At 71.9% G+C, this 17,407-nt stretch carries 18 protein-coding genes; 4 read left to right on the top strand and 14 right to left on the bottom strand.

Annotation, left to right across the window (positions count from 1 at the left end; all coding sequences use genetic code 11):
* Window positions 1–7 precede the first annotated feature (7 nt).
* Together BJY18_RS05880 and BJY18_RS05875 are read right to left on the bottom strand one after the other, a co-directional pair.
* The gene (locus BJY18_RS05880; RefSeq protein ID WP_184778362.1) at window positions 8–931 is read right to left on the bottom strand and encodes an LLM class F420-dependent oxidoreductase; all 924 of its coding nucleotides are present in this window, start codon (window positions 929–931) and stop codon (window positions 8–10) included.
* 93 nt (window positions 932–1,024) lie between these two features.
* Window positions 1,025–2,059, bottom strand: coding sequence for an LLM class flavin-dependent oxidoreductase (locus tag BJY18_RS05875; RefSeq protein ID WP_184778360.1), 1,035 nt, complete (start codon window positions 2,057–2,059; stop codon window positions 1,025–1,027).
* A gap of 310 nt (window positions 2,060–2,369) precedes the next feature.
* Between BJY18_RS05875 and BJY18_RS05870 the strand changes: the two genes are divergently transcribed.
* Window positions 2,370–3,290 carry a glycoside hydrolase family 64 protein gene (locus BJY18_RS05870; RefSeq protein WP_184778358.1) on the top strand — a complete coding sequence of 307 codons (921 nt, stop codon included), beginning with the start codon at window positions 2,370–2,372 and terminating at the stop codon, window positions 3,288–3,290.
* A gap of 6 nt (window positions 3,291–3,296) precedes the next feature.
* Here the strand turns inward: BJY18_RS05870 and BJY18_RS05865 are convergent, their stop codons facing one another.
* From BJY18_RS05865 to BJY18_RS05845, 5 genes are all read right to left on the bottom strand, one after another.
* Window positions 3,297–4,892: a dipeptide ABC transporter ATP-binding protein gene (locus BJY18_RS05865; RefSeq protein ID WP_184778357.1), complete on the bottom strand. Its 1,596-nt coding sequence runs from the start codon at window positions 4,890–4,892 to the stop codon at window positions 3,297–3,299.
* A complete protein-coding gene (locus BJY18_RS05860; protein WP_184778354.1) occupies window positions 4,889–5,728 on the bottom strand; it encodes an ABC transporter permease in 840 nt (279 codons plus the stop codon). The genes BJY18_RS05865 and BJY18_RS05860 overlap by 4 nt, the downstream gene beginning before the upstream one ends.
* Complete coding sequence (locus tag BJY18_RS05855) at window positions 5,721–6,665, bottom strand: ABC transporter permease (RefSeq protein WP_184778352.1); 945 nt, start codon at window positions 6,663–6,665, stop codon at window positions 5,721–5,723. The genes BJY18_RS05860 and BJY18_RS05855 overlap by 8 nt, the downstream gene beginning before the upstream one ends.
* Window positions 6,662–8,227, bottom strand: a complete 1,566-nt coding sequence (locus BJY18_RS05850) for an ABC transporter substrate-binding protein (protein WP_246459443.1) — start codon at window positions 8,225–8,227, stop codon at window positions 6,662–6,664. The genes BJY18_RS05855 and BJY18_RS05850 overlap by 4 nt, the downstream gene beginning before the upstream one ends.
* Before the next feature lie 359 nt (window positions 8,228–8,586).
* Complete coding sequence (locus BJY18_RS05845) at window positions 8,587–9,612, bottom strand: aldo/keto reductase (RefSeq protein WP_184778350.1); 1,026 nt, start codon at window positions 9,610–9,612, stop codon at window positions 8,587–8,589.
* Window positions 9,613–9,767: 155 nt separating this feature from the next.
* Between BJY18_RS05845 and BJY18_RS05840 the strand changes: the two genes are divergently transcribed.
* Window positions 9,768–10,649, top strand: a complete 882-nt coding sequence (locus tag BJY18_RS05840) for an AraC family transcriptional regulator (RefSeq protein WP_221457583.1) — start codon at window positions 9,768–9,770, stop codon at window positions 10,647–10,649.
* On the opposite strand, the gene BJY18_RS05835 is transcribed toward BJY18_RS05840, so the two are convergent.
* Entirely contained in the window at window positions 10,606–11,580 is a 975-nt protein-coding gene (locus tag BJY18_RS05835) for a LysR family transcriptional regulator (protein WP_184778349.1), read from the bottom strand. The genes BJY18_RS05840 and BJY18_RS05835 overlap by 44 nt on opposite strands.
* A 65-nt stretch (window positions 11,581–11,645) precedes the next feature.
* Here BJY18_RS05835 and BJY18_RS05830 point away from each other — a divergent pair, with 65 nt between their 5' ends.
* Window positions 11,646–12,527 carry an EamA family transporter gene (locus tag BJY18_RS05830; protein WP_312873751.1) on the top strand — a complete coding sequence of 294 codons (882 nt, stop codon included), beginning with the start codon at window positions 11,646–11,648 and terminating at the stop codon, window positions 12,525–12,527.
* A gap of 36 nt (window positions 12,528–12,563) precedes the next feature.
* Here the strand turns inward: BJY18_RS05830 and BJY18_RS05825 are convergent, their stop codons facing one another.
* The 4 genes from BJY18_RS05825 to lepB form a co-directional block, all read right to left on the bottom strand.
* Window positions 12,564–12,875, bottom strand: coding sequence for a winged helix-turn-helix domain-containing protein (locus BJY18_RS05825; protein ID WP_184778347.1), 312 nt, complete (start codon window positions 12,873–12,875; stop codon window positions 12,564–12,566).
* Window positions 12,872–13,378 carry a hypothetical protein gene (locus BJY18_RS05820; protein ID WP_184778345.1) on the bottom strand — a complete coding sequence of 169 codons (507 nt, stop codon included), beginning with the start codon at window positions 13,376–13,378 and terminating at the stop codon, window positions 12,872–12,874. The genes BJY18_RS05825 and BJY18_RS05820 overlap by 4 nt, the downstream gene beginning before the upstream one ends.
* 85 nt (window positions 13,379–13,463) lie before the next feature.
* Window positions 13,464–13,955: an ATP-binding protein gene (locus tag BJY18_RS05815; RefSeq protein ID WP_184778343.1), complete on the bottom strand. Its 492-nt coding sequence runs from the start codon at window positions 13,953–13,955 to the stop codon at window positions 13,464–13,466.
* Between the two features lie 108 nt (window positions 13,956–14,063).
* Complete coding sequence (gene lepB / locus BJY18_RS05810) at window positions 14,064–14,999, bottom strand: signal peptidase I (RefSeq protein WP_184778341.1); 936 nt, start codon at window positions 14,997–14,999, stop codon at window positions 14,064–14,066.
* A 198-nt stretch (window positions 15,000–15,197) separates the two neighbouring features.
* Here lepB and BJY18_RS05805 point away from each other — a divergent pair, with 198 nt between their 5' ends.
* Complete coding sequence (locus tag BJY18_RS05805; protein WP_184778339.1) at window positions 15,198–15,632, top strand: L,D-transpeptidase; 435 nt, start codon at window positions 15,198–15,200, stop codon at window positions 15,630–15,632.
* A gap of 49 nt (window positions 15,633–15,681) precedes the next feature.
* Here the strand turns inward: BJY18_RS05805 and BJY18_RS05800 are convergent, their stop codons facing one another.
* Window positions 15,682–16,863: an NAD(P)/FAD-dependent oxidoreductase gene (locus BJY18_RS05800; RefSeq protein ID WP_184778337.1), complete on the bottom strand. Its 1,182-nt coding sequence runs from the start codon at window positions 16,861–16,863 to the stop codon at window positions 15,682–15,684.
* Window positions 16,860–17,177, bottom strand: a complete 318-nt coding sequence (locus tag BJY18_RS05795; RefSeq protein WP_184778335.1) for a bifunctional 3-phenylpropionate/cinnamic acid dioxygenase ferredoxin subunit — start codon at window positions 17,175–17,177, stop codon at window positions 16,860–16,862. The genes BJY18_RS05800 and BJY18_RS05795 overlap by 4 nt, the downstream gene beginning before the upstream one ends.
* Window positions 17,178–17,407: the final 230 nt, after the last annotated feature.

The raw sequence follows: 17,407 nt of genomic DNA, 5'->3' as shown, positions 1-17,407 counted from the left end.
CCGGCCGCTACGCCAGCCCGCCGAGGGCGTCGAAAGTCCGGCGCTGGTCTTCGGGGCTGCCGAGGTCGGTCTGCGTGAACACCACCTCGGTCGCGCCCGCATCGAAGTAGCTGCGCACGGCGCTCGCGATGCTGGACTCGTCGCCGATCACCGCGAGCTCACCGGCGCGCGTCGCGCCGGCCAGGGAGACGACGCGCTGATATGAGGGAACCTGGTCGTAGAAGGCCATTTCGCGCAGTGCCTTCTCGCGTACTCCCTCGACGTCCCCGGTGACGGTTCCGGCGACGAACGCGACGATCCTGGGGGCGGGCCGGCCGGCGTCCTCGGCGGCTCGGGTGATCGTCGGGACGATGTGTTCGCCGAGCACCCGCGGGCTCGCCAGGTAGGGGAGTGTGCCGTCGGCGAGTTCGCCGGTGGTGCGAAGGGCTTTCGGCCCCATCGCGGCCACCAGCACCGGGACGCGCGGCTCCGCGCCGGCGACCGTGACCGGCAGGGTCGGGGCCGCGGTGAGGCGTTCCCCGTGGAAGGCGTTTTCGCCGCCGCCGAGGAGTCCGGCGACTGCGGTGAGGAATTCCCGGAGCAGCGCGACGGGCCGTTCGAAAGGCAGCCCGAAGACGTCCTCGACGAGGAACCGTGCACCGAGGGCCAGTCCGAGGTGGAAACGGCCGTGCGTGGCGGCCTGTGCCGTCTGCGCCTGCGACGAGACGAGCAGGGGGTGGCGGCCGAAGATCGGGATGGCGGAGGTGCCGACGTGCAACCCGGGCACCTCGCGTCCGACGACTGTGGCGAGGGCGGCCGCGTCGTAGTCGAGTCGCTGCCCCAGCCACGCGGTGCGGACTCCGGCGGCCGCGGCGGTGCGCGCTTGCTCGACGATGGCGTCGACGTAGTTGCCGGCCGGACTGGTTACGGACAGTGCGATTCCGATGCTCATGCCGGAATCAACCCCCGGGGCCGTGGCGAATTCCGGTTCCCGAGGAACGGGAAGACCGCAGCGCCGCGCCGGCCGGTCCCGAACGTCGCCGGTTCAGCGCCCCGGTGTGCCGGCCGCCGGTTTCCAGCCCAGCTCGGGGCCGAGCCGGGTGGCGAGATCGGTCAGGATCTGGACGTAGTCCTCGTGCTCGAAGGTGAACGGCAGCGCGAAGGCGACCTCGTCGATCTCGCGGAAGGCGGGGTGGGCGTAGAGCCGTTCGGCGAGTTCGGCCGAGGTGCCGACGAAATCGGGGGAGAAGAGCATCTTCGCCGGGCCCTGCGGACTGGCGGTGCGAGGCAGCCGCTTCGCCGCGTAGTCCTCGTACTTGGCGCGCTGCCCGGGCGTGGCGCTGTCGGTCGGAATCACCACCAGGCCCTGGGAAACCCGGGCTTGTTCGCCGTCGGGGTGGTGCGCGCGGAAGGCACGGACGTGCGAGAGCTGGATCTCCTCGAAACTTCCGGAATCCTCGGCACGGACCACGCTGCTGGTCAGGTAGTTCATCCCGTTCTCTCCGGCCCACCGGGCGGAACGGGTGCTCGCGCCGCCGTACCAGAGGCGGCTGCCGAGCCCGGGCGAATGCGGCTGCACGCGCTCGGAGAAGACCTCGATGCCTTCCTCCCCGTCGAAGGTGGACGCGGGTTCGCCGCGGACCAGGGACAGCAGCCGGGACACCCGCTCGTAGCCGAAGTCCTCCCGATCACCGGTGTCCGGGTACAACGCCGGGCGCACGGCGTCGTAGTGCATCGGTGGGCCGACGCTCAGGCCCGGGTTCAGCCGGCCGCCGGACAGCACGTCCACGGTGGCCAGGTCCTCGGCCAGGCGCAGCGGATTCTCCCAGCCCAGCGGGATGACCGCGGTGCCGAGGTCGATGCGCCGGGTGCGCTGGGTGGCCGCGGCGAGCACGGCGACCGGTGAGGAGATGCCGTACTGCAGGTGCCGGTGCCGCACCCAGGCGCTGTCGAAGCCCAGCTGCTCGCCCAGCTCGATGATCCGCAGCGTGGACTCGTGACCGGGGCGCGGATCGTCGCCGTCGAAGAGGCCGATGGTGAGAAACCCCAGTTTGCGCAGGGGCCGGGTGGGCGGCGGCACGGCTGGTCCTCCCTCGTGAACTGTCCTTGCCCGAAGCCAACATCGGGCCCGCGGGCATTGTTCCGGCGGACTCCGCTCGCGGCGGAGAGCAGGCCGGGCCTGCGGGCGCAACCGCCGAACGGGGGCGGCCGGGACGGCCGGACGGCGGACGGAACCGGACCACCGGCCGGTGAGGACTTGACACAGCGCGGGAATGGTATGAACCTTTCCCCCGGCCCGGTCGTGCGCCCCCGTGGCGTTCCGCCCTCGTGCCGAGGCTGCCCGCCCGTGGGATCCCCCCGCGGGTCCGCTCGCCGCGCCAGGAGGAACCATGCCCCTTTCCACCCGCCGCCGGACCGCGTTCGCCGCGGTGCTCGCGCTGACCGCGCTGGGGCTGACCGCCCCGGTCGCCGCGGCCGCGCCCGGCAGCACCCCGCCCGATTCGTTCTGGGGCGACACCGGCAGCATCCCGGAGGCGCAGAACGTGCTGACCGTGAAGGTGCTCAACCAGACGAACGGCAAGTACCCGGACGACCAGGTCTACTGGAGCTTCAACGGCGAGACGCACTCGATCGCCGAGCAGCCGACCGTGGACATGGCCGCGAACTCCTCGGGCCGGATGAACTTCTTCCTCGGGTCGCCGGACAGCCAGTACACCGACTTCATCGAGTTCACCGTGGGCGACGACGTCTTCAACGGCAACACCACCCGGGTGGACGCGTTCGGGCTCAAGCTCGCCATGCGGCTGCATGCGCACGACGGTTTCGACACCCAGGTCGGTGACGACTACGAAACCTTCCAGGAGGACCGAGAGGCCACCTTCAGCAAGTTCCAGAACGAGGTGCCCGACGAGTTCAAGGGACTGGTCCAGGGACAGGACCGGATCCTCGCGCCGGGCAAGAGCCCGGACTTCCAGCCGGGCGGCAAGAGCGAGAACTACTTCACCGACTACGCCCACTCGGTCGGGGTGGACGAGACGACCGGGAACATCGCCGCGTGTGCCGGGTCGCTGGCCGAATCCGCGGACAAGTGTGCGGCGCTGAACCGGCACACCGCGGACCTGCCCGCCGACCAGCAGCAGGACCCGGCGCACTTCTACCAGGCCGCTCCGGCGAACTACTACGCGAAGTTCTGGCACGACCACGGCATCGACAACCGGGCGTACGGGTTCCCCTACGACGACGCGGCCGGCCAGTCGTCGTTCGTCTCGCACAACGACCCGCAGTGGCTGGAGGTCGCCGTCGGCTGGTGACGGCATTCAGGCGTCCACCCGGTGGGCGCCGGGCACGGCGGCGAGCAGGTCCCGCGTGTACTGTGCGCGGGGCCGCTGCAGCACCTCGCTCGCCGGGCCCAGCTCGACCAGCCGTCCTCGGCGCAGCACCCCGACCTCATCGGCGATCTCCCGCACCACGGCGAGGTCGTGGGTGATGAAGAGGTAGGTCAGGCCGAGTTCGTCCTGCAGCTGCACCAGCAGCTCCAGGATCTGCGCCTGCACCGACACGTCGAGGGCCGACACCGGTTCGTCGAGCACCACGAGATCCGGCGCCAGTGCCAGCGCCCGCGCGATCGCGGCGCGCTGGCGCTGGCCGCCGGAGAGCTCGGCCGGCCGCCGGCCGAGCAGGGCCGCGGGGAGCGCGACCTGGTCGGCCAGCTCGCTCACCCGCCGCGCGCGTTCGGCCCGGGTCCCGGCGCCGAAGGCGCGCAGCGGCTCGCCGATCACCTCGGCGATGGAGAACCGCGGGTTCAACGACGAGTAGGGGTTCTGGTACACGAGCTGGAAGCGGCGCCGCAGCCGGCGTAGTGCGGCGGAGTCGCGGGGGAGTTCCCGGCCGTCGAAGGTGATCGTGCCGGAGCTGGGCGTTTCGAGACCGACCACGATCCGGGCGGTGGTCGTCTTGCCGGAGCCGGACTCGCCGACGAGGGCCAGCGTGCGGCCGCGGGTCAGCCGGAACGAGACGTCATCGACCGCGCGTACCGATCCCTTGCGTGGCAAGGAGAACGTCTTCACCAGCGACTCGGCCGACAGCAGCACGCCAGGACCTTCCGGACGCGGTGGCCGGACCGGGGTGCCCGACAGGCTCGGCGCCGCGGCGAGCAGCCGGCGCGTGTAGTCCTGCGCCGGGGCGGCCAGCAGCTCACCCGTGGGACCTTCCTCCACGAGCTTTCCTTGCGACAGCACGGCGACGCGGGCGGCCCGGTCGGCGGCGACGCCGAGATCGTGCGTGATCAGCAGTACCGCGGTACCCGATCCGGCCGCCAGTTCGTCCAGGTGGTCCAGGATTTCCCGCTGCACGGTCACATCGAGCGCGCTCGTCGGTTCGTCGGCGATGATCAGCCGGGGTTCTCCCGCTAGCGCGATCGCGATCAGCACCCGCTGCCGCAGGCCGCCGGAGAGCTCGTGCGGGTACTGCCGGGCGCGGACCTCCGGGCGGTCGACCCCGGCCCGGCGCAGCAGCTCCACCGCACGGGCCGCCGAGCCGCGGCGCGGTGCCAGCCGGTGGACCAGCAGCACCTCGGCGACCTGGTCACCGATCCTCCGTACGGGATCGAGGGATACGGTCGGATCCTGCGGTACGAGGGCGATCCCGGTCCCGCGCACGCCCTGCCAGTCCTTTTCGGACAATGCGGTGAGGTCGCGCCCGGCGAAGGAGATCGTGCCGCCGCTCACCCGGCCTCCGCGCGGCAGCAGCCCGATCGCGGCGTGTGCGGTGGTGCTCTTGCCGGACCCGGATTCGCCGACCACGGCCACGATCTCGCCCGGTTCGACCCGCAGGTCCACGCCGCGCACGGCGGGCACCACCCCGGAGGGGGTGTGGTAGGACACGGCCAGGTCGTGGATGTCCAGCAGGCTCATCGCCGTTCGCTCCGTTCACCGTCGAGGGCCCGCGACAGCCGGTTGGCGGCCAGCACGACCGCCGCCACGGTGAGTCCCGGGAAAGTGGTCATCCACCAGGCGGTGGCGAGGAAATTGCGGCCGCCTGCCACCAGCGCGCCCCATTCGGGGGTCGGCGGGCCGGCGCCGAAGCCGAGGAAGCTGAGCGCCGACACTTCCAGCACGGCGGTCCCGACGGTCACCGTGGCGAGCACGAGCACCGGGCCCAGTGCGTTCGGCAGGACGTGCCGGCCCAGTACCCCGGCCCACCGGACTCCCGACGCACGGGCGGCTTCGACGAAGACGCCGGAGCGCACCCGCAGTACCTCGGCTCGCATCAGCCGCGCGAACGCGGCGAGGTTGGCGACCCCGACCGCGATCGCGACGTTGGTGGTGCCGAACCCGAGGGAGGTGACCAGCGCCAGCGAGAGCAGGATCGCGGGGACGGCCTGCAGGACGTCGACGACCCGCATCACCACCGCCTCGAGCCAGCCGCCGCGGAACCCGGCGAGCAGGCCGAGCGCCGAACCGGCGAGGAACGCGACGACGACGGCCAGCACGGTGGCCCGCAGGGACAGTCCGGCGCCGTGGACGACCCGCGCGAAGACGTCGCGGCCGGTCTCGTCGGTGCCGAACAGGTGCGCGAGCGAGGGCCCCTGGAGACGCTCGGCGGGCACGCCGGTGATCGGGTCCTGGCCGGTGAACAAGCCCGGCGCGAACGCGGCGATCAGCACCGCGGCGAGCAGGAGCACGGACAGCACGAGCCCGGGGCGGCGCAGCACGAACCGGGAGTGCCCCGGCAGCACGGCCTCAGCCATCGGCGGTGACCTCCTTCCGCACCCGCGGATCCAGCAGCGGGTACACCAGGTCGACGATCAGGTTCAGGCCCACGAAGAAGAACGCGGCCAGCACGATCACCGCCTGGACCACCGGCACGTCCTGGGAGGTGACCGCCGAGGCGGTGATGCGGCCGAGCCCGTCGCGGGAGAACACGGTCTCCGTGACGACCGAACCGGCCAGCAGGTTCCCGGCCACCACCCCGACGAGAGTGAGCGTGGGCAGTCCGGCGTTGCGCAGCGCGTGTCCGAAGTGGACCCGGCCGCGGCCGGCGCCCTTGGCCCGCACGATCTCCACGTACGGCTCGGCGAGCTGGGTGCGCAGGCTCTTCGCCAGCACCTGCGCGATGATCGCGCCGGTCGGCAGCGCGAGCGTGACCGCGGGCAGGATCAGCGAGGCGAACCCGGCGGAGCCGAGCGCGGGAACCAGCCGGAGCCGGAACGAGAACAGCTGGATCAGCAGCAGGCCCACCCAGAACGTCGGCAGTGACGTGCCCAGCGGCGGCAGGGACAGCAGCAACTGGCTCACCCAGCGAGTCCGGGTGAACGTGCCGAGCACCGCGATCGCGCCACCGAAGACCACGGCGAACAGCAAGGCGAGCCCCGTGACGGCCAGTGTCGGCGGCAACGCGGTCAGCACCATGTGCGTCGCGTCGTCGCCGGTGCTCACCGAGGTGCCGAAGTCGCCGTGCAGCGCGGCGAGCAGCTGTTTCCCGTACTGGACCAGCACCGGCTGATCGAGGCCGTACTGCGCGCGCAATTGGGCGATCTGCTCCGGGGACGCACTCGGCCCGCCCTCGGCCGAACCGAGTTTGGTGAGCACGGAGTCGCCGGGAAGCAGGTACAGGATCAGGAACGACAGCGTGAACGCGGCCCAGAGCACGACAACGGCCTGGAGCAGGCGGCGGGCCACTCTCATGAGCCCGACACCCAGGCGTCGAACAGCTGCAGCCGCGAAGAAGCTTCGAAGCCGACGTCATGCGCGTTCGGCGCGAGAGCCAGCACCTGGGTCAGCTCGAAGACCGGGATCGCGTAGGCGTTCTCCACGATGGTGCGTTGTGCTTGTTCGGCGGCGGGTTTGCGCTGCGCCGCGTCCACAGTGGCCGATTGGGCGGTGAGCGCGGGCTCCAGCGGGTTGTCCGCGGGCAGCCGGCTGCGGTTTGTGCCGTGCACGGAGAACTGCTGACGCAGGATGTCCGGATCGGCGCGGGTCACGTTGTACCACAGGAAATCGTAGTCGCCGGACTGTTGCAGCCGGGTGACCTCGGAGTTGGTGTGCTGTTCGATCCGCAGGTCGAAGCCGATCTTCCGGAGCTGCTGCTGGATCAGCTCCAGCACGCTCTGGTTCTGGTTGAACACCGGCGAGTAGAGCACGGCGGCGCTGAGCCGCTGCCCGTTCTTGACGCGGATACCGTCGGGTCCGGGCACCCAGCCGTCGGACTGCAGCAGCGCCGTGGCACCGCCGGGATCGTAGGCCAGCTCACGCGACAGGTCGGTGTACAGCGGGGTGGCGGAGCCGAGGATGCTGGTGGCGGGTTTGTAGTTGCCCGACAGCACGGTGTCCGTCACTTCCGGCCGGTTGACGCCCTTGGACACCGCTTGCCGGACCTTGTCGTCGGCCAGTGCCCCGCGGGTCACGTTGGCGTGCAGGTTGAACACGATGCCGGGGTTGGCCCGCACGGGTTCGGTGAAGCCGCTGCCGGAGAACTGCGGTTCGTCGACCGGTTGCACGTCGGTGATCGCGTCCAGCTGCCCGGAGACGAGGCTGCCGGTCCGTACGCCCGGTTCGGGGACCACGCGGTAGTCGATCCGGTCCAGGTACGCCTCGCCCTGGTGCCGCCACAGCGGGGAACCCCAGTGGTAGCCGGTGCGTTTGCTCAGCACGATGTCCTGGTTGGGGCGGAAGCTGGTGACCACGAACGGGCCCGAGCCGATCAGCCCGTCGCCCTGGCAGCGTTGTTCGGCGGTGCGCCGGTAGGCCGAGGGCGCGAGCACGCCGAGCGACATGGTGGAGCTGGCTTGCAGGAACTGCGCGCTCGGCTCGCTGAAGTCCAGCCGCACGGTCGCCGGGTCGAGCACCGTCGCTCCCTGGTAGGCGGCCAGGTAGCTGGCGCCCAGCAGGGCTTTCGCGCCGAGGGCCTTGATGCCGTCGAAGCTGGCCTTGACCGCGGTGGCGTCGACCGGGGTGCGGTCGGAGAACGTGGCGCCGGCGCGGAGGTGGAAGGTGAAGCTCGTGGAGTCGGCGTCGACGTCCCAGCGGTCGGCGAGCCACGGGGTGATCTCACCGGTCTCGGGGTCCTGGTCGGTGAGCGAGTCGACGACCTGGCGCCCGACGTTGAGCGAGGCGTTCGTGCTGGCCTGCTGAGGGTCGATGCAGTCAGGGGCCGAGGAGATCCCGAGCCGGAGCGTGCCGCCGGGGCGGGGCGGCCCGGCGTCCTGGGGATTCGCGCCGTCCGCGACACCGCATGCGGTGAGCACCAGCGGAAGCGCCAGCGCGGGCAGGAGACGGGGCGTCCACCGCGTCCGGGCGGGCCTTGGCGAGCGGGAACGGGGTGGGGTTGTTCGCGGTGGTGTTCGTGGCGGGGTGGTGCGGGTTCGGGTGGGGCGGGGCACGGCTTTCCTCCAGGGGCGGGGACGGCGCTGTCCCCAGCTCACCCGGTCACGCGCGAGTGCTGAAGTCCTTCCCAGAGGGTGAGCGGATGTCCCACTGCCTGGCCGCGGGCGCGGGATCCGGTTGACCGGCAAGGGAAATCCCGGTTACGCGCCTGCGTGATAGCCTGCGGTGCTTTGTTCGGGAAGCTGGTCCGCCCGGCGGGAAACCGGCCGAGCCGGGAGTGCGGTCACCGGCGGCGGAGCGTGGCGTCCTCGAGGGCGGGCGGGGTCGCCGCGTAGGTGTCCGCGGGGTCGAGGTCGGTGCCGGGCGGGACGATTTCGTCGATGCGGTCGAGTACGTCGCCCGGCAGCGTGGTCCCGGTGCCGGTGAGGAGGCTGTCGAGCTGGTCCGGGGTCCGCGGGCCGAGCAGCACGGTCGTCACCGCGGGATGTGCGCGGACGAATGCGGTCGCGAGCTGGGGGAGGGTGAGTCCGGCTTCGCCGGCCAGGACGGTGAGTTCCGCGAGCGCCGCGGTCTTCGCCGCGCCGGTCGGGGTCGACGGGTCGTAGTGGGTGGGCAGTACGGGGGCCATCAGCCCGGCACGGTGGCTTCGCACCAGATCCGCCTTTCCGGACAGCCAGCCGCTGTTGAGCGGGCTGAACGCGAGCACGCCCATACCGTGCCGCTGCACGGTCGGGAACACCGCGGCTTCCGGGCGGCGGGTGAAGATCGAGTACATGGTCTGCTCGGTGAGGAACCGGTGCGAGCGCTGCTCGTGCGCCGCCCACTGGGCTTCCACGATCAGCTCCGGCGGAACCATCGACGCGCCGAACGCCCGGATCTTCCCGGCCCGCACCAGATCGGTCAGCGCCTGCAGGGTCTCGCCGGGCGGGGTCGCGTGGTCCGGGCGGTGCAGCTGGTACAGGTCGAGGTGGTCGGTGCGCAACCGGCGAAGGCTGTCCTCCACGGCCCGCACGATCCACCGCCGGGAAGCACCCCGGCGGTTCGGGTCCTCGCCCATCGGACGGCCGAACTTCGTCGCGAGCACGACCTCGTCCCGCCGCCCGCGCAGCGCCCTGCCGACGATCTCCTCGGATTCCCCGCGCGAGTACACGTCGGCGGTGTCGATGAGCGTGACCCCGGCCTCGAGCGCCCGGTGCACCATCCGGACCGCCTCGTCGTGGTCGGTGTTGCCGAGCGAGCCGAGCATCATGGCGCCCAGCCCGAACACGCTGACCGACATTCCGGTCGCGCCCAGAATCCGTTGTTCCACGGGACTTCCCGTCCTTCCCTCAGCGGCGTCCCCGCCATTCGAGCACCGCCGGAGCCGGGGGTGCCAGCCACATCGAGGCGCCCGCTTGCCCGATCCTGGCGGGTTCGCCGGGGGCGCGGTGGCGGCGGCCGGCTCCGGGTGCTTGGCTGAGAACCGTGCCTGCGCTCGACGAACTCCGGCAGCTGATCGCGCACCACGCGGGCGGCCGCGGCCTGCGGAAGGTGCGCGTGCTCGACGGGGTGTTCCTGACGTGGTCGGACCACCCCAGCGAGGTGGTGCCCGCGATGTCGGAGCCGTCGGTCGCGATCGTCGCCCAGGGCGTCAAGCGGACCGTGCTCAACGGCGTGCGCCATGACCACGCGGCCGGGCAGTACCTGGTGGTCTCGGTGGATCTCCCGGTGTCCGGGCAGGCCCTCGCGGCGTCCGGGGACGAGCCGTTCGCCGTGTTCAGCATGACCCTGACGCCGCAGGCGGTCGCGCCGCTGCTGCTGGATTCCGGGGATTCCTCTGCCCCGCAACCATTTCCCGCGCTCGCGGTCAGCACCGCCGGCCCGCAGCTGCTGGACCCGGTTGTCCGGCTGCTTCGCCTGGTGGACTGCCCGCGGGACCGGCGGGTGCTGGAGGCCGGGTACCGCCGCGAGATCCTCTGGCGGCTGCTGACCGGTGAGCACGGCGCGCTCGTGCGGCAGATCGGCCGGTCGGCCGGCACCGCCGGGCACATCGCCAGGGCGATCCGCCGGATCCGGCAGGACTACCACGCCCCGCTGCGGGTCGCCGACCTCGCCGCGCTGGCCGGGATGAGCCCGTCGATGTTCCACCGGCACTTCCGGGCGGTCACGTCGATGACCCCGATCCAGTTCCAGAAGCGGATCCGGCTGCGCGAGGCCCGCGTGCTGCTCGCCACGGAGGCGGCGAACGTGACCGAGGCCGGGTACCGGGTCGGGTACGAAAGCCCTTCGCAGTTCAGCCGCGAGTACCGGCGGGAGTTCGGGGTCAGCCCGAGCCAGGACACCGGAGGCCGGGTACCGCTCGGATGACCGGGCCGGACGCAGCGCCCCCGCCGCGCCCTGAGCCGCGAGACCAGCCGTGGCGCAGCAGGTCCAGGACGAGCGCGAGCGGCGGCCAGGCGTCCCGGCCGCGGCGGACGCAGGTGTAGGCACGCATCAGCACGTCCGGCCCGGCGAGCGCCACGACGGTGACGTCCGGGCGGGTGGGCCGGTCCATCGGCAGCAGTCCCACCCCGCCACCGGCGGCGATCAGGTCCGCCACGAGTTCGAGGCTGTCCGCGCGGTGGGTGAACCGGGGCGCGAACCCGGCCATCGAGGCCAGGGTGCGCACCACCTCTTCGTCGGCGTTGTTGCGGGAATTGCCGATCCAGTCGTGGTGGGAGAAGGCCCGGAACACCGCGAGCGTGCCGTCGGCGCGGACGCGGTGGGCGTCGCCGGCGGGGACTCCGAGGCCCCACGGAGTCGTCCACAGTACGGAGGCGGCCACGGACGGTCCCGCTGTGGCGGGGGCGAGTTCGTAGTCGTAGGTCAGGGCGAGATCGATGTCGTCGGCCAGCAGCGCGGTCAGCGCTTCGCCCGGTTCGTGTTCGCTGATCACCAAGCGCACCTCCGGATGCCGGGAGGCGAGCAGATCCGCGACGGGCAGCAGCGAACGGCGGATCGCCAGTCCGAAGCCGGCGACCCGGACCACACCGGCCGGTTCGGCGCCGGGGTCGAGGTCGACCCGGGCAGCTTCGACCGCCGCGAGGATCGTGACGGCGTGCTCGGCGAGCCGCCGCCCGGCCGGGGTGAGCCGTACGCGCCGCCCGTCCGGCTCGAGCAGCGGTACGCCGGTTTCCTTGGCCAGCACCGCGATCTGCTGCGACACGGTGGAGGTGGTGGTGTCGAGCACATCGGCGACGGCTCGCATCGAGCCGAGCCGCGAAAGCTCGAGGAGAAACCGCAGCCTGCGCGTGTCCACGAGATGATTGTCCGACAAATCCGGACGATACGTCCATGATCGGCAGATGGACACGGACGGTCCGGGTGCGTTCTCCTGGGCTCGTGGTCTCCTCGTTCCTCTCCTCGACGCGGGCCGGGGTGGCGCTCGCGGTCGGCGCGATGCTGTGCGTCCAGCTCGGGCTCGCCGTCTCGGTCGACCTCGCGAACACGGTCGGCCCGGCCGGGGTCGCCTGGCTGCGGCTGGCCTGGGCGGGCGTGCTGGTCCTGGTGCTGGTCCGCCCGCGGCCCTCGTCGTTCCGGCGGCCGGTCCTGCTGACCTGCGTGCTGCTCGGTGCGGTGACCGCGGGGATGACGATCCTGTTCATGATCGCCGCGTCCCGGATTCCGCTCGGGACCGCGAGCGCGCTGGAATTCCTCGGCCCGCTCACCGTCGCGATCGTGCGCGGGCGCGGGCTCACCCGGATCTGGCCGGTGCCGGCCGCGGCCGGGGTCGTGCTGCTCACCGAGCCCTGGCACGGCGGGACGGACCTCACCGGGGTGGGCTGCGCACTGGCGGCGGCGGTGTGCTGGGGCTGCTACATCGTGCTCACCCAGCGGGTCGGCGACGAGGTGGCCGGCATCCGCGGGCTCGCGGTGTCCATGCCGGTGGCCGGGCTGGTCGCGACCGCGGTGGACGGCCCGGCGGTGCTCGGGCAGCTGAGCTGGCCGCTGGTGCTGGCCGGGCTGGGGCTGGCGATCCTGGTCCCGGTGGTGCCGTTCAGCATGGAGATGCTGGCGTTGCGCCGGCTGAGCACCTCGGCGTTCGGCACGCTGATGAGCCTGGAACCGGCGACCGCACTGGTGATCGGCGTGCTCGTGCTGCACCAGTTGCCCCACCCGGCGGCGGTGGCCGGGATCGTCCTGGTGGTCGTGGCGGGCATCGGCGCGGAACGCACCGGGGCGCGGGAACCGGTGAAAGCGGGCTGAGACGCCGTCAAGAACGGTGCGGTGCCACGGATCCGGTCAGTCGCCCGGGAGAGCGCGTTCCGCGATGGCCCGCAGAGCCTGGACGTGCCGGCGGAAGCGGTCGCGGCCTTCACCGGTCGCACGGACGGAGGTCTTGGGCACCCGGCCGAGGTACTTCCGCTGCTGCTCGACCTGGCCGTCGTTCTTCAACGTGCTCAGCTGCTTGGACAGCGCGGAATCCGACAGCTCCACGGTGTCGCGCAGGAACGCGAAGTCGCACCAGTCCACCGAGGACAGTACGGACATGATCGCGAGCCGGGTCGGATCCGACAGCAGCCGGTCCAGCCCCGGCGGCGGGCCTGCGGTCATCGATCGGAACGCTTCCGCAGCGCTGCCATGGTGAACTGGCTGAGTGCGAACAGCAGCGTGAACACCGCGCCGAAGACCACGCCGAGCACGGAGTTCGGGTAGCCGCGCAGCCCGAGCGCGCCGGCCAGGCCGGTGGCGAGTCCGTGGCCGTAGGTGGTCAGCAGCCAGAGGCAGAGACCGAGAACGACGATCACCAGTCCGAACTGCCACCGCGGCACGTCGCGGCGGGCCTGCACACCCCGGACCCGGCTCAGCGGTGCGCTTCCGCGGCTGAGCGCCCCGGCCACGAAGACGACCACGAACAGCGCGATCACCACCGCGGCGATGAACTTGGCGCCGTTCAGGTCCACGAAGTCGCCGGCGACACCCAGCCCGGCGCTCGCGAGGAACGTGAGCGCGTACACCCACCACGGCAGGCGGGCCGCCTTCTCGGCCCGCTCCTGGTGCGTGTGCACCGCGGCCAGCGCCTCGGCCGCCCTCCGCGCCTCGTCCCGCTCACCCACGGAATCCACCTCCTGCTACTTGCCTACTCGGAATGTAGTGACTTCTTTCCGAATCGGCAAGTAGTGGGAGCGGAACCCGCCCGGGTCAGCCGGACCAGCCGCTGAGCCGGTTGAGCAGTCGTTCGAGAACCTGCGGATCGGCGGCCACGGGCTCGCCGGAGACCGGTTCGTCAACCAGTGACCGACGGCCCTGGCGACGGGGGAGCTGCACCTGTCCGGCGGACATGCCGCCGGGCAGCGCCAGCTCGCACCAGCTCACCCGGCCGCCGCCGGCACCGGGCCGCACGCCGATCCGCTCGTCGCGCGGAGGTCTCGGCGCGGGCAGGTCGTCCTCGACCTCGACCAGCAGCATCTCGCCACGCAGTTGCAGCCGCACCGTGAGGAACGCCGGCGCGGACGGGTGGCTCTGGTCCACCACTTCGCCCACGAGGTGGGCCGCGGTGGCCGAGACCTGCTCCAGCATCGGGAGCAGGGACCAGTCCATGAGGATCAGCCGGACGAACAGCTCGGTGCAGGAGACCGCGCTCGGCTGCGCCACCAGCCGGAGGTCGTCCACCTGGGTCGTGCGCGTGCTCAAGCGTCCCCTTTCCTCGCCGGCCCCCGGCCCGGGATGGCCGCGAACCGTGCGGGCATCATGCCACCGCGTGCCCGCCCGGCTACGGCGGGGCGGGACGGCGTCTCGTGCTCAGCCCCGGCGGCGCATCCGGCGGCTCGCGGCCGCCACCGGAAAGGCGAGCGTGGTACCCGCCGCAAGGGGGAGCCCCTGCTGCCATCCGGGTGCGCCGAGGGCCGAGGCCTGCTGCGCGTTCTGCCCGCTGACCACGCCCCAGCGCGACGGCGGCAGCACGATCAGCCGCGCCTTGCCGATGACGTCGTCGACCGGCACGGTGCCGCGTACCCCGCCGCCGCCCTGGCAGCGGGAGTCGCACGAGTTCCCGCGGTTGTCACCCATCACCCACAGGCTCCCGTCCGGGACGGTGACCGGCGCGAACGGCTTCTGCACTGGATGTTCCGGGTCCATCCAGTGCACGTACGGCTCGGTCAGCGGCTTCCCGTCCACGAGGACCCGGCTCTGCGAGTCACAGCACTGCACGGTCTGCCCGCCGACCGCGATCACGCGCTTGACGAAATCGTGTTCGTCCGACGGCGCGAAACCGACCAGCGAACCCAGCTCGCGCATCGCGGTGGGGAAGAAGCCGGACGACCGCTGCGGCACGACCTCGCTCGCACTCCACGACGGCGGACCGCGGAACACCACGACGTCACCGGGCTCGGGGTCGGAGAAGTCGTAGGTGATGCGGTCGACCAGGATCCGGTCCCCGAAACAGCCTTCGCAGCCGTGCAGCGTGGTCTCCATCGACGCGGACGGGATGAGGAAGACCTTCGCCACGAACTGCTGGATCAGCACGGTGAGCACGAGCGCCGCACCGATGAGGATCAGCAGCTCCTGCCAGAACGGCCGCTTCCGTTTGCCGCCACGGGCCTCGGCGCCGCCCGGATCCTCGGCGCCGCCCGAACTGTCCGAACCGGACGGATCGGGTGGACCGGATGGACCGGTCCCGTCGGGCGGTACTGGCTCGGGTTCGCCGGGGACGGGGTCGCGCGGAGAGGGGTCGGCCACCGCGTCAGGTTACCGACCGCGGGCCGCGCCCCGGCAACGGCTCGCGGAGCGTTGGTGACCGACGGCGGATCTCCACTGTGGACCGGGTGCCGGTTCACCCACATGCGCGCACGGTGATTGGGAGCCGGGCGCGTGGGGCATTTCATGATCAAGACGGTGGCCGGTCGGGGCGGCCGCCGGTGGCGCGGGAGGCGTGGGATGTACCGGAGGATCACGGCAGTACTGGCGGGGGCGGCCGCGGCGGCGGCGACGTTCGGGTTCGCGGGCAGCGCGCAGGCGGCTGGTGCCCCGTGTGGCGCCCAGGCCAAGGCGTGCGTGCAGTTGTCCACCGACACTGCCTGGTTGATGGACGGGGGCAAGGTGGTGCGTGGCGGGGTTCCGGTGACGGTCGGGAAGCCGGCGTACCCGACGCCGCGCGGGACGTTTCACGTGCAGTACAAGGACATCGACCACTACAGCAAGGAGTTCAACGGGCCGATGCCGTACTCGGTCTTCTTCACCAACACCGGTGTCGCCTTCCATCAGGGCAGCCTGAAGGCTCAATCGCACGGCTGCGTGCATCTTTCGCACGCGGACGCGGTTGCGTTCTACGACGGGCTGCATCCCGGGGATGTCGTGCAGGTCGTCAAGTGACTTCGCAGTGCTTCGGCAGTCCGTCCACATCGGACGCCGCAGTCGTGCGTCAGGAGACCGGCGCGGGACGGCGGAACGCCTGACGGCGTAACCGGGTGAAGGCACGGGGGAGGTTGAGCGCGAAGACCGCGGTGGTGCGGCCGTCGCGCTGGAAGGTGGCGGCGAACGCGTCGTCTTCGGCGCTTCCCTCGGTGAACACGATCTCGTCGCCGGGCTCGGGGTGCCCGGCCAGCTGAAGGGTGCCGGAGTACTGGTCGGACCACACGTAGCCGCTCGGCCGGTACTCACGGACCTGCCGGCCGGCCAGCAGGTTCGCCACCGCCACCGGGGCCTGTTCGCTCGCGTTGGTCCAGTGCTCGTGCCGGTGGCGCAGCCCGGTGCCGGCCGCGGAGTAGGCCGCGACGTCGCCGGCGGCGACCACGTTCGGCAGGTCCGTGACGAGCCCGGCGGTGGTGTGCACGCCGCCGGCCGTCTCCAGCCCGGAACCGGCGAGCCAGCCGGTGGCGGGCGCCATGCCGACGCCGACCACGACGACGTCCGCCGGGAGGCTTTCACCGGACTCCAGCCGGACCGCGGTGACTCGCCGACGGGCGCCGTCCCCGGTCGTGTCGAGGCCGGCGACGGCCGCTCCGCACCGCAGCGTGGTGCCGTGGCGACCGTGCAGCCGGGCGCAGGCCTGCGCCAGCTGTGGCCCGAGAACCCTGGTCAGCGGCGTTTCGAGTGCTTCCAGGACGGTGACGTCCAGTCCGAGCGTCCGGCAGGTCGAGGCCACTTCCGCGCCGATGAACCCGCCGCCGACCACGACCACCCGTGCGCCGGGCAGCAGTTCCGCCCGCAACGCCAGCGCGTCGTCGAGGCTGCGCAGGACATGCACCCCGGCGACGGATCCGGTGTCCGGCAGGGTCCGGGCCCGCCCGCCGGTGGCCAGCACGATCCCGTCGGCTTTCAGCTCACCGTCGGAGAGCACGAGCCTGCCGTTCGCCGCGTCGAGTCGTTCGGCGCGCGTGCCGAGCCTCAGCTCCAGGGAGGCGAGATCGTCGCTGTCGAGAAGGTCCAGCGATTCCCGTGACGCCGTGCCGGCCAGGAACGCCTTCGACAACGGCGGCCGGTCGTAGGGCAGGTGCGGCTCCTCGCCGACGAGCACCACCCGCCCGTCGAAGCCCTGTGCGCGCAGCTCCTGCGCCGCGCGCGCTCCGGCGAGCGAGGCCCCCACGATCGCCACCGTCTTCACGCGGCGTCCTCGGCAGCTTCGGCACGCACGTAGATGACGCCTTCGTCGACGAGCACCGCATACGTCCGCACTGGCCGCTTCGCGGGCAGGCAGCTCGGCATGCCGGTGCGCAGGTCGAACAGCGCGGCGTGCAACGGGCATTCGACGAAGCAGCCCTCCAGCCATCCGTCGGCGAGTGAGGCGTCCTGGTGGGAACAGGTGTCGCCGATCGCGTAGAGCTCGCCGTCGGCGTTGAACACGGCGATGGGCTCGGGCCCGGCGATCCGGACGGACTCACCCGGGGGCAGTTCGTCGACTGTGCACGCGCGCAGCATTTGGTCCTCCGACGAAGGGTGGGTTTGTTGCGTATTAAGGAACGCTCAACGTGATACGCAACAGAGTGTGGGCGGCACGGGAACCGCCGTCAAGAGCTCGCGGGGGACGAGTTCGGACGAAAATTCCAGGGTGCCGGGTCCGCGGGAAACCGGTGGTCGGAGCGCATGTTCGGGTGATCGGGTGACGGTGGCGGACACGCCTTGACAGCGCCCCCGAGTCGTCCCATCGT

This window comes from Amycolatopsis jiangsuensis (assembly GCF_014204865.1).
Lineage (GTDB): Bacteria > Actinomycetota > Actinomycetes > Mycobacteriales > Pseudonocardiaceae > Amycolatopsis > Amycolatopsis jiangsuensis.
The sequence above is the reverse complement of the archived record's forward strand: the minus strand, read 5'-3'. Positions and strand labels throughout refer to the sequence as shown.